Source organism: Pseudoalteromonas sp. SR41-4, from assembly GCF_014163985.1.
Taxonomy (GTDB): domain Bacteria; phylum Pseudomonadota; class Gammaproteobacteria; order Enterobacterales; family Alteromonadaceae; genus Pseudoalteromonas; species Pseudoalteromonas rhizosphaerae.
In genome coordinates this window covers 1-11,812 of sequence record NZ_JACJEI010000041.1, presented here as the reverse complement: position 1 = coordinate 11,812, position 11,812 = coordinate 1, and the positions used below count along the sequence as shown (strand labels likewise).

Here is an 11,812-nt window from a genome sequence, read left to right as displayed (position 1 = left end):
TCAAAGCAAAGCTGTAAACCTAATATAGGTAATTAAGATTTAGTGTAGAACAGCTTGAATTAAAAGCGAGTCGATGACGAAAAATAGATTTTTTAGTTGCTGTAATGCACTCGCTATACTCTGTTAAACTACGGGCATTCAAATTTAAGTGTGTTTGCTATGAAAAACTCCATTATTCCAGTTGTATTGGCCGGTGGTATCGGTTCGCGGTTATGGCCATTATCGCGCCAAGCTATGCCAAAACAGTTTTTACCTTTACTGGGAGATGAGTCATTATTGCAAAGTACCTTAAATAGAGTCTCTGACTCATGTTTTACTGATCCGATTTTGGTTTGTAATGAACAGCATCGCTTTATTGTCAGCAGCCAATGCCAGCAAATCGGTGTTGCAACCATGGCGTTACTATTAGAGCCTGATGGCAAAAATACTGCTCCCGCCATCGCATTGGCAGCACAATATGCATTACAGCAAGGGCTTGATAAACCTTTATTAGTGATTCCAGCCGATCATCATATTGATAACTTTGAGTTGTTAATAGAGCAACTTCCTGATGCGATAAGCTTGGCGCAACAGGGCAAGTTAATTACCTTTGCAATTGAGCCAGACTCAGCCCATTGCGGTTACGGTTATATTAAAAATGGCACTAAAATAGCATCTTCAAACTGCTATGAAGTTGATCAATTTAAAGAAAAGCCCAGTCTACTATTAGCACAGCAATATCTTGCCAGTGGCGAATATAGCTGGAACAGTGGAATGTTTTTATTCACTCCTAGCGCATACCTTGCTGAACTTGAGCGTTTTGCACCAAAAATCGCCAGTTGCATTGCAGCAGCCGCCAATTTCAGTGGTGACTTAGGTTTTACCCGTGCCAATAATGAAGTCTTAAAAAACTGTCCAAGTGATTCAATCGACTATGCTATTTTAGAACGCAGCCCAAATGTGGCGGTGCTGCCTTTAGCGCTGAATTGGAATGATGTCGGCGGTTTTAATGCGCTATGGCAAAGTGCCGATAAAGACGAGCAAGGCAATAGCCTAAGCACAGATGACGTGGTTTTACATAGCCATAACAACTTGCTCAGCGGTGAAGAAGGTCATAGTATCGCAGCTCTTGGGGTGAGTGATTTAGCGATTATTCACACCCATGATGCAACTTTAGTCGCGAGCAAAAGCCAATTAGAGCAGCTTCCGGAACTATTAAAGCAATTAGCCGTTAAGCACGGTGATAAATTGATCCATCATCAAGCCGTGTATCGACCGTGGGGTAGTTACCGAGTGTTAATTGCAGGCACCGGCTTTAAAGTGAAAAAAATTATTGTCAGCCCAGCTGGCAAACTTTCAACGCAGCGTCATCAGTACCGCGCTGAACATTGGGTTGTCGTCTCTGGCATTGCTGATGTGCGTATTGATGGCCAAGCACACAGGCTTACTGCCGATCAATCTTGCTATATAGCCGCCGGTCACATTCACAGTTTAGCAAACACGCAAAATGAGCCACTTATTCTTATAGAAGTACAAACTGGCAGCGTTTTAGATGAAACGGATATTGAACGTTTTGACGATCAGTATGGTAGAAAATAGTGAAGGTTAATCGCTTTTAACCCAGCCAATACTTAATATATAACGACTACCTTTTTCTATTTTGGTTACTGCATGCTGAGTTATATCGGGCCTAAATAGTTTTATACGCTGGCTTTGAAATAAGGTGTTTTCGCACATAAACTCACCGCCCAGTTGGGCACGTTTGATAATGAGATTTAAACGAAAATGCTTACCTTTTTTTACTTTATCTGTATGGGGCTTTATTTCACTACCAACGGGAAACTTAATTAAATAAGTATCAAACTTTACTGGCCAATGGGCGCCACACAGAAGCATTTTGTCATAGCCCGAATCTTGCCTGCCACGCTGCCAGCGAAATAAATTTTTAAAAATAGCCATTGTATCTTTTCCTTATTACTTTAACTTCGCCAACTTCGCCAACTTCGCCAACTCGCCAACTCGCCAATTCGTCAACTCATCTGCTCCCTGACATACTTTAAATACTGCTCAAGGCTATTTTGCCATAACACCAATGCTTCTGTGAGTGACTCTTTAAGCGGTTTGTTGTCGAGTAAGCGTCGTTCTATTTTTTTTAACTCTATGCCGTAGCGGTTAAAACCGAGTTGTAAAGCGGTGCTTGCTTGGCGATGGAGCAGCTTAATACATTGTTCTTTATCTTCGTCTAATAATTGTTGAGCACGGATCAGCTTGTTGCGTGCGGATAATACAAACTCGTTGTAAATAGACGAAATCTCGTCTTCACTAAAAGAGCTTTTTAATGTGTCTGCTGCGGTATTGTCATATAAAACATCACTCAGCTCAACGGCAATACTGGGTGCATGGCTGCTTTGTGAATCACTTAATGCTTGGCGTAATTTCTGTTGTTTAATTGGTTTACCAACAATGTCTTTTATTCCTAATGAGAAATACTCTTTGATTTCGTCAGGGCTTAAACTGGCAGTAAAGGCGAGTACTGGGGTACGTTGATTTTTATGCTCCATACCTTTGAGGGTTTTAAGTACTTCTTGGCCAGTCAGATCTGGCAGGTTCATGTCTAATAGCACAACATCAAAGTGGTACTCTTGCATCAGGTTAATAGCACTTTTACCATCGCGGGCGAGCTTGATTTTATGCTCATCATCAGCCATAAATTCTATGGCTATTTTTTGATTTAAATCTAAATCCTCGACCAGTAATACATCTAATCCAGTTAAATAATCTTTTGATTGATGGCGCTGTTCAACAAGGCTGAGTTCGCCAAGCACAAGCGTGATATCAAAGCTAAACGAACTGCCTTTATCTAACTCACTGGTAATATCAAGTTGGGAGCCCAGTTTGGCTAGTAGGCGGCTGGTGATAGCAAGCCCTAGGCCTGTTCCGCCTTTTTCTTTACCTGCGCTACTTTGTACGTATGGCTCTGTAAGGTATTCTATTTCATCATCTTCAATGCCAGGCCCCGAGTCAATTACACTAATACGAATATGATGTTCAAGTTGGCGCTCCTCTAATAACTCTACGCGAATTTTAACTTCACCTTTGTCGGTAAATTTAATCGCATTACCAACGAGGTTAATGATGATTTGCCGAAGTTTTTGTTGGTCGCAGTAATAACAAGCTTGCTCTGGGAGGTTATAAATTAACTCAAACTTTAAGCGTTTCTGCTCGGCTAATGGACTAAGTAATAAACATAAGTTATGCAACCAAGTTTTAAATTCTACGTCCTCTTCATAAAGTGCTTCGTTGTGTTGGTCAAGGCTTGCGTAATCAAGCACTTTATCCACTAACAAGTTAAGTGATTCGGCGGAGTTTATAATGGCTTCGCAATAAGGTTTGTCTCGCGGGTCTGTTGATTGATTTAAGATCAATTGCGCACTACCTAAAATACCATTAAGGGGAGTGCGAATTTCATGACTAATGGTAGATAAAAATAAGCCTCTTATTTCAAGATCTTTTTGCGCTTTATTAGTTAACTGATTGAGGTTTTGCTCTCTGCGCTCGTTACATAATAACGCCATCCCGGTGGTATAAAACATTGGGGCGATCACGCCATTAACCAGTAAGGTCACGCTAAACCAGTTTTCTTTTAACAGTGTGAAATTGTTAACATCTTCCATTAAAAAAGCGCGACCGACAAAAATACAGCTAATAATGGTCAGGATCAAAATATAGACAATGCTGCCATTGGGGTAGGGCTTACGGGCAAAGCGAATAAATAAGTACAGTAAAAACAGTGCTTCGCTTATATGCTGTAAATCAGAGGCCAGCATACGATTACGAAGGTTAGAATCAACTACGGTAAAGTACATTAGCAATGCTCCGCAAAACAAGGTTGCTAATACAAAAAACCGAAACTCTTTGCCGCGGTAACCTAAAAATTGGCTGATTGCTAATGCATGGATGATGGACGCGCTAAACCATAAACTATTAGCAAGAACAATAGTGATAATGCTATCGAGACGACCGTGTAAGGCAAAGCTCATTAGAGCAATAAATAGCACTAAAGGATAAAGAATATATAACACTGTGCCTGGAGTGTTTTTGTTGGCGCGCCAAGTTAAAAAGTTGAGTAGTGCCATGACGACCATCATGGCGGCACTGGCAGAGTAGAGCGTGAGGGAGTCGAGCATTCATATTCCAAGCAGATCAGGATGACGAGTTTAGAATAATGGCAATTGCATTTGTTAGCAAATATCGTGCTCTAGAATAAACAAAAAAAACAGGCACAAAGTACCTGTTTTAATATTAAAATAAGAGTTACTAGATTAGCGAATTTCGTCCGGAATATTTTGTTGTGCCCACGATAATAATTCAATACGATTACGACATTTTGTCTTTCTAAATGCGCTGTATAAATGAGTTTTTACAGTGTGTGGACTAATGCTTAACGCTTCAGCTATTTCCTTATTTTTAGAGCCGTTACTCATTAAGGAGATAATTGCTTTTTCGCGTTTAGTTAATTTTACAGGTTCAATATCACCGTCAGTGAGCTTATGTAATGCGTCTTTATTGAACTGCAACATACGGTTTAATGCGTTACACATGATATCACGACGATACCACAGCTGATCTTCGAGTAATAAACGAATGCCTTTCATTAGCACATCAGCATTGTCGGTAGTATAAAAAACACCCCGAATACCGCTTAACAATGCACGATTAGCTAGTTCTGGATTTTCGTCTAAGTTGAATAATACGATATCGCACTTAATACGTAGATTGACCAATTGCTCTTTCAATTTCCCCCAAGCGTCTTGGCTTGATGTTTCGATAAACAATAAACGCGTTCCCTCAGGAACGTCAGATATATTTGTTCCGGTAGTAACATTGAGCCCTTGGGTTTTTAATAAAGGCTCTAATACATTAATACCAATTGTATTAATTGGCTCTAGATCTAGTAACAAAAAGGCAGAACTACTCATACTTACTATACTCTTGAATAAAGTTGGCTAATCAATCCTAACATGCAATCCGCCCCTTTAGTATTAGAAATTTCCTACTTTAGGGTAAGATAGACATAGTTTTATAACGTTTATCGTATTCGTCATAAAAGATACATTTAAAAAACTTTGTAACAATTTGAAATTAATAGCAAATAACATTTTCTTTCAAAGTTAATTTTTTTTACAAATATTTACAGTTAAGCCGTTTAAAGTAAACCTTTAGTCTTATTTTGGTAAGGTGGCCACCCCATTATTTTACCTGCTAGCATATGTAAATGGATATGATAAACAGTTTGCCCGCCATGTTCATTGCAATTCATTACCACGCGGAAACCATCCTCTGCAAAGCCTTGTTGTTTCGCTATTTTTGCAGCAACCACATACAGGTGGCCAACAATTGGCGCATCTTGCTCGGTAATATCATTGATGGTCGCAATCGCTTTTTTCGGGATAATCAGCACGTGAAAAGGGGCTTGTGGGTTGATATCTCTAAACGCTAAACTAAGCTCATCTTCGTAGATGATATCAGCTGGGATCTCGCGGTTAATAATTTTAGTAAAAATAGTTTCTTGGCTCATTTAAAGGGCTCTTTGTCGGTTGTACTAAAGTCACTAATGACAAACTTTGCCTGCAGTGTCAAACTGAAATCAAACAACAAGGAGCTATTATGCGTAAACATTTATTATTAAGCGGTATTGTGTCATTATTTTTGAGTGCGACAAGCGTGGCCGAAACCGTCAATTTTCCTGAAGAAATAGTGCCATTACAAGTGGGCGATAAGAAAATTGAGCATTCATTTTTCAACCGTGTTGATGAAGTCGAGCTGGTTCCTGGCGTATATCAGCTCAAACTTAAATACACCGATTTGTACGAGCAAGGTTACGATGAGCATCAAGTTATCGACTCAGAACCATTTTGGGTGACGATGACCATTGCTGCCAATACAGATTATGATGTGGTGTTTAACCGTGCTGATAATGCGGTAGCAGCAGAAGTTTTTGCAGAAGCGCCACAAGTGAGCTTACAAGCAAAAGGGGCGTCATTAGGCACGCCGCTAGCCATTATAGCTGAGCCCGATTTGACAAGTAGTATTAACTCTCAAGTTGCGACAGTGCAAGTAGCACCAACAGCAGCAACCAGAGCTGCACCGATGGCTGCTAATTTACAAGCTCCAGTTTCTCGCCCTGCACCTAATGCAGGTAATGCGCCTAGTGCTGCCGCCATGTTAGATTTTTGGTGGCAACAAGCCAGTGCTCAAGAGCGGCAAGCTTTCATTGATAAAGTCACTAAAAATAAATAGCACTGATTAAAATAGATAGCAAAAAGGGCGAATAAATCGCCCTTTTTAATTTTCGTTATTTAGCTATTACTTAGCAAACAAGTCGTCAATAGTACCTTGCGCAAGTGGGTGGTAGCCCGGGCGCGCTTTTAGGTATACTTCATGTGCCCATTCACGTTTACCATTAGTAATCAGAGCTTTGTATAGCGGCACGATTAATTTGCGACGGCCAATACCTGATAAGTGTTTATCAAGTGCTGGATAGATAGGTTGATAGCCATTGCCAACCGCAAGCATAAACCAAGCAAAAGCACGCTCTGCGTTAGTTGATTGTGTAAGGTTGAACTCGCTGTCTAGCATCGCCATTTTATCTAGGCTTAAATCACGTGGTAAGTTATTTAAAAAGTGTAACCACTCATGCACAGTCCAATTTGCCGTAGGAAGTTGTGCGGCAGTTGTGTCACCTTTTAACCATGCTGCTGTTGCACTATCTACTTTATCGAATGCATCTGAGGTTGGGTTTGGTGCATCGCTCGGTAAGCCAGGCTGAAAAATCCACTCGTTTACTTTATCCATGCTAACAACACCTGGATACTGTTCAATTAAGTTCGTTTTTAAGTAAGTAACAAACTCTGCGGTGGTCAAAGATTTGAATGAAAACTCTTTAAAATAGGCTTTTACAAATGGGTCGAACTTGTCGCGACCATACTTGTTTTCAAGGTAAATTAAGAATAGCTGGCCTTTAGTATATGGCACTGAGCTGAATGCATCGTCCGGATCGCGGCCATTAAGTTTTAAGTTAAGGCGAGTATCTGGCGCTGCAATAGTTTTAAGTTGAGCACGCAGGCCCGCAGCGTCAAGCGCTTGCTCCATAACCGCACGGTCACGACCATAAACTTCTTCCATAATACGGTTTTCAACGTACGAGGTAAAACCTTCATTCAGCCATAAGTCTTCCCATGTAGCATTGGTTACTAAGTTGCCAGACCAAGAGTGAGCAAGCTCATGAGCGATTAAGTTAACTAAGCTTTTATCGCCAGCAACAACCGTTGGAGTGATAAACGACAGACGTGGATTCTCCATGCCACCGAAAGGAAAGCTCGGCGGTAACATTAAGAGGTCATAACGGCCCCAAGCATATTCACCATACATGGTACTTGTTTTATCGATCATCGCTTGCGTGTCTTCAAATTCAGCAACTGATGCATCTAAAATGGTTGGTTCAGCAAAAATGCCGGTTTGGCGTGACATAGCTTTAAATTCTAGATTACCAGCGCCAATCGCAATTAAGTAAGGAGAGATTGCTTGAGGCATATCAAAAATGTAATCGCCATCTTTATAAAGTGCATCTTTGTTGTCGGCACTCATCACCGCACGAACATCTTTAGGTGTATGAATACGTGCCGAGTAAGTTACACGCATCGCTGGTGTATCTTGTACTGGGATCCAACTACGAGCATGAATTGCTTGCGATTGGCTGTACATAAACGGATGAGTTTTACTGGCTGTTTGCTCAGGTGTTAACCATTGTAAGCCTGATGCTTCTGGGCGGCTATTGTAGTAAATGCGTACTTTTGCTGCTTGGTTTTTAAAAGTAATAGTTAACTTTGAGCCTTTAACATCATCACGTGCAGCAAGGGTAAATTTTGCTTTATGCCAGCCACCAGTTTGATCTTGATACATTACTTTATCAATATCTAAGTCACGGGTATCAAGTACCAATGTTTTGCTGTCGGCATTTTGCCATTGTAACGTATGCTCAACAAAACCTTCTAACTGCTTGTCAGCAAAATCAACGTCTAAATCAAGATTTAAGTGTGTAGTAATAACATCATCAAGATTAGCATAGGAATTTTGATCAATGGCACTGGCCATTGCTTGAGAGCACATACCTGCCATAGCGAGGCTTAAAAAAAGCGGTTTAAGTTTCATATTGACCCTGGACGGAAATAAAAAGTGCAGGTTTTATATCATGATTGACCATCAGGGTTGAGCAATTTTTACAATCTGATGCGCGTTTTGCGACGATAGGTTACACTATTGCGATTAGTGACGATTAACCTTTGGGGCATTTTGTGGCTCTTTCTTTGCAAGCTTTTCATACATTTTCTTTACCGAGCCAGTGTTCACAACTGTGCGAAATAACTGACCTTACACAATTACAGCTACTGACGTTTGATAGCCCTTTTTGCATTTTAGGTGAAGGTAGTAACACGGTATTTTTAAGCGATTATCAAGGCACTGTAATTAAAATGGCGACTACCGGTATCGCCATCATTGAACGCGACAATGATTACTTACTTGAAGTTGCTGCAGGAGAAAACTGGCATCAGCTTGTTGCATATACGCTCAAACAAGGGATGCCTGGGCTTGAAAATCTTGCTTTGATCCCCGGTACAGTTGGCGCAGCACCGGTACAAAATATTGGTGCCTATGGTGTAGAGCTGGCAAAATTTATTGAATACGTAGAATATTTTGATATCGCCACTAAGCAGCTCATCCGCCTTAGTTGTCAACAATGCGAGTTTGGCTATCGAGAGTCTATTTTTAAGCATCAATTAGAAAATAAAGCAGTGATCACTTGCGTTGCATTGGCATTACCAAAACTTTGGCAGCCAGAGTTAAGCTATGGTCCTTTACAGCAGCTTGAGTCGGTAACGGCGCAGACGGTTTTTGAGCAAGTGATTAAAACTCGTAACAGCAAATTACCGGATCCTTACATACTTGCCAATGCCGGAAGCTTTTTTAAAAACCCAATTATAGAAAACCAGTTACTTAGCGAATTGCTCGTCGCGTATCCGCAGTTGCCTCATTATTACTATGATGAACACCACCATAAAGTAGCTGCCGGTTGGTTAATAGAACAAGCAGGGTTAAAAGGGTACCGTATCGCAGGAATTGAAGTGCATCAGCAACAAGCGTTAGTTTTAGTTAATCATGGTGGCAGTGAAGGCAGTGACCTAATTAAAATGATTCAACATATCCAGCAGCAAATATGGCAACGTTATCAAATAAGCTTACAGCATGAAGTTCGCTTGATGAATAATGATACTGAATGCCATATCGGTTTAGGGGAGTTAGCATGAAGGCGCCGGATGGTAATAAATTAGCAATCTTAAATGCGCTCAATCAGGGGGGCTTTATCTCTGGGCAATTACTTGGTGAGCAACTTGGCATTAGTCGCGCCGCAGTGAGTAAACATATGCAAAGTTTACAAGCGATGGGGCTGGATATTTTTAAAGTTAGCGGTAAGGGTTATAGCCTTAATAACTCCGTGGGCTTGTTAGAGCAAAATAAGATCCAGCAATATTATCAAGGCTTGAACGCCAGTACGGCACATATCGAAGTGCATCCGATCATTGATTCGACCAACAGTGAGTTAATGCGCCGTATTGCGGCTAAACAAACACTAGATTCAGGCACTGTCGTCGTCGCGGAAATGCAGCAAGCAGGGCGTGGGCGACGCGGACGCGTTTGGCAGTCTCCATTTGGTGCGAACTTGTATTATAGTTATTTCTGGCGCTTAGATGACGGGCTGCAAGCCGCAATGGGTATGTCTATCGCAGTAGGCTTAGCTGTTTACGATACGTTAAAAGCACTGTATCAGTTAGATATTGAACTCAAGTGGCCAAACGATATTTATCTTAATAAAGAAAAGCTCGCAGGTGTTTTGGTCGAATTAGATGGTCAGCCACAAGGACCATGTCAGCTCGTAATAGGCGTTGGTATTAATTTGCAAATGCCCACAAGCTACAGCCAGCAAATCGACCAAGCGTGGACTGATTTGAGCCAACATAGCCAACAGATTGATAAAAATCAGCTGGTGGCACATTTAACATACCACCTTGAGCAACGATTAGCGCAGTACAGTCAAACTGGCTTGCATGACATGTATCAGCAGTGGAACGAACTCAACGCCTTTGCAGGACAGTGTGTGGAGTTAAATACTGGGCATAGAAGCTGGCGTGGTATCTGTGAAGGCATAGATCCACAAGGTGGTATTCGTATTCGCCAAGATGGTGAGGTTAAAAGCTATTACGGTGGTGAAATTTCACTACGCAAGGCAGTTCAATGAGATTATTAATCGATGTAGGTAATACAGCACTTAAAGCAGCGCTATGCCTGCAAGGCGAAATCAAACCGTGTGATGTTAGTGCGCTACCTTGGCGGCAAATTAACGAGCTGGTTTATGCAAGTGTCGGTAAAAATGAGCAACTCAATGGACTATTAGCACAAGCATCGGCATTTCAGGTGCCATGTTTTGAAGCGAAAGTGACTAAACAATTGAGTAACCTTAGCTGTGCGTATCAACAATTTAGTAATTTAGGTATTGATCGCTGGCTTGGTTTAATTGCTGCTTTTCAATTATGGCCGCAACAAGATTGCATCGTGATAGACACAGGCACAGCCACAACAATTGATGTACTTACAGCACAAGGACAACATTTGGGTGGCTGGATATTACCTGGCCTTGATCTCATGACACGCTCATTAACACAGAATACGCAGCGTGTTTTTGATGATGCCAACACGCCTTTTGCGAATGAGCTGGGTGTAAACACACCTAATGGTTTAAAAAATGGCGCGCTAGTGGCAACCTTAGGGGCTGTTGAACAAGCAAAATTACATTTAACCAATAAAAAACCTCAACTAATTTTTGCTGGTGGCTATGGTGCATTATTGAAAGCGCAATTTTTAGACGCGATTTATGATCCGCAATTAGTGATGAAGGGGCTCAATTACTGGTATGAATTGAGCAAAAATTAACAAAAACAGGCTGTTTTGCCTGATTTGTGAGCGTTCGGCACATAAAATCACATTTTTTTTAATTTTCTTGTTGCATCACCACCAACCTTCCTCTAATATCTCGCCCCGTACTAAAGCAGTGCCGACTTAGCTCAGCTGGTAGAGCAACTGACTTGTAATCAGTAGGTCAACCGTTCGACTCGGTTAGTCGGCACCACTTTCCTTTTACCGAAAGTGTTTAGTAAAGAATTATCGTGGAGGGGTTCCCGAGCGGCCAAAGGGATCAGACTGTAAATCTGACGGCTCAGCCTTCGCTGGTTCGAATCCAGCTCCCTCCACCACTTTATTCTTGACGGTTAGAGGTAGTTTAAGAACAGGTTGCTAACGCGGGCATCGTATAATGGCTATTACCTCAGCCTTCCAAGCTGATGATGCGGGTTCGATTCCCGCTGCCCGCTCCAGTTTCTGGTGTTGCTGATATAGCTCAGTTGGTAGAGCGCACCCTTGGTAAGGGTGAGGTCGGCAGTTCAACTCTGCCTATCAGCACCAGTCTTAGAATCTTCTTGATTACTTCCTTTATCTGTCAGAAAATACTATTTGAAATTTGAAAAATTTAACTTAATCTACCTCTGGTGGATTATTTTCATATGTAATCTAGATACACAAAACTGATAGGTTCCGTCATGGCAAAAGCAAAGTTTGAACGCGTAAAACCGCACGTAAACGTAGGTACAATCGGCCACGTTGACCACGGTAAAACTACCCTAACTGCAGCAATCACTAACGTACTTGCAAAAGTATACGGCGG

The 11,812-nt window shown here is 41.4% G+C and carries 11 protein-coding genes and 4 tRNA genes; 10 read left to right on the top strand and 5 right to left on the bottom strand.

Annotated features, from left to right (window positions below):
- Nucleotides 1–159 precede the first annotated feature (159 nt).
- Nucleotides 160–1,578, top strand: coding sequence for a mannose-1-phosphate guanylyltransferase/mannose-6-phosphate isomerase (locus H5180_RS21335; RefSeq protein ID WP_182759050.1), 1,419 nt, complete (start codon nucleotides 160–162; stop codon nucleotides 1,576–1,578).
- A gap of 6 nt (nucleotides 1,579–1,584) precedes the next feature.
- Here the strand turns inward: H5180_RS21335 and H5180_RS21330 are convergent, their stop codons facing one another.
- The 4 genes from H5180_RS21330 to H5180_RS21315 form a co-directional block, all read right to left on the bottom strand.
- A complete protein-coding gene (locus H5180_RS21330; protein ID WP_145242732.1) occupies nucleotides 1,585–1,938 on the bottom strand; it encodes a 2OG-Fe(II) oxygenase in 354 nt (117 codons plus the stop codon).
- Between the two features lie 71 nt (nucleotides 1,939–2,009).
- Nucleotides 2,010–4,166, bottom strand: coding sequence for an ATP-binding protein (locus H5180_RS21325; protein ID WP_145242734.1), 2,157 nt, complete (start codon nucleotides 4,164–4,166; stop codon nucleotides 2,010–2,012).
- Between the two features lie 135 nt (nucleotides 4,167–4,301).
- On the bottom strand, nucleotides 4,302–4,958 hold the full coding sequence (locus H5180_RS21320) for a response regulator transcription factor (protein ID WP_145242736.1): 657 nt from the start codon (nucleotides 4,956–4,958) through the stop codon (nucleotides 4,302–4,304).
- Nucleotides 4,959–5,185: 227 nt separating this feature from the next.
- Nucleotides 5,186–5,557, bottom strand: a complete 372-nt coding sequence (locus tag H5180_RS21315) for a histidine triad nucleotide-binding protein (protein ID WP_145242738.1) — start codon at nucleotides 5,555–5,557, stop codon at nucleotides 5,186–5,188.
- Between the two features lie 89 nt (nucleotides 5,558–5,646).
- Between H5180_RS21315 and H5180_RS21310 the strand changes: the two genes are divergently transcribed.
- The gene (locus H5180_RS21310; RefSeq protein WP_182735853.1) at nucleotides 5,647–6,279 is read left to right on the top strand and encodes a DUF2057 family protein; all 633 of its coding nucleotides are present in this window, start codon (nucleotides 5,647–5,649) and stop codon (nucleotides 6,277–6,279) included.
- A gap of 66 nt (nucleotides 6,280–6,345) precedes the next feature.
- Here H5180_RS21310 and H5180_RS21305 read toward each other — a convergent pair whose 3' ends face one another.
- Nucleotides 6,346–8,190, bottom strand: coding sequence for a M1 family metallopeptidase (locus H5180_RS21305; protein WP_145242742.1), 1,845 nt, complete (start codon nucleotides 8,188–8,190; stop codon nucleotides 6,346–6,348).
- A 143-nt stretch (nucleotides 8,191–8,333) separates the two neighbouring features.
- Between H5180_RS21305 and murB the strand changes: the two genes are divergently transcribed.
- From murB to H5180_RS21265, 8 genes are all read left to right on the top strand, one after another.
- Nucleotides 8,334–9,344, top strand: coding sequence for a UDP-N-acetylmuramate dehydrogenase (gene murB / locus H5180_RS21300; protein WP_182759049.1), 1,011 nt, complete (start codon nucleotides 8,334–8,336; stop codon nucleotides 9,342–9,344).
- Nucleotides 9,341–10,333, top strand: a complete 993-nt coding sequence (gene birA / locus H5180_RS21295) for a bifunctional biotin--[acetyl-CoA-carboxylase] ligase/biotin operon repressor BirA (RefSeq protein WP_182732635.1) — start codon at nucleotides 9,341–9,343, stop codon at nucleotides 10,331–10,333. The genes murB and birA overlap by 4 nt, the downstream gene beginning before the upstream one ends.
- Entirely contained in the window at nucleotides 10,330–11,025 is a 696-nt protein-coding gene (locus H5180_RS21290) for a type III pantothenate kinase (protein WP_145242748.1), read from the top strand. Before birA ends, H5180_RS21290 begins: the two co-directional genes overlap by 4 nt.
- A 120-nt stretch (nucleotides 11,026–11,145) precedes the next feature.
- Nucleotides 11,146–11,221 (top strand) — tRNA-Thr (locus H5180_RS21285).
- Nucleotides 11,222–11,260: 39 nt separating this feature from the next.
- Nucleotides 11,261–11,345, top strand: a tRNA-Tyr gene (locus tag H5180_RS21280).
- 45 nt (nucleotides 11,346–11,390) lie between these two features.
- Nucleotides 11,391–11,465 (top strand) — tRNA-Gly (locus H5180_RS21275).
- Between the two features lie 12 nt (nucleotides 11,466–11,477).
- Nucleotides 11,478–11,553, top strand: a tRNA-Thr gene (locus tag H5180_RS21270).
- A 134-nt stretch (nucleotides 11,554–11,687) separates the two neighbouring features.
- The coding region (locus H5180_RS21265) for a GTP-binding protein (protein ID WP_232321879.1) at nucleotides 11,688–11,812 on the top strand (125 nt) is incomplete at its 3' end.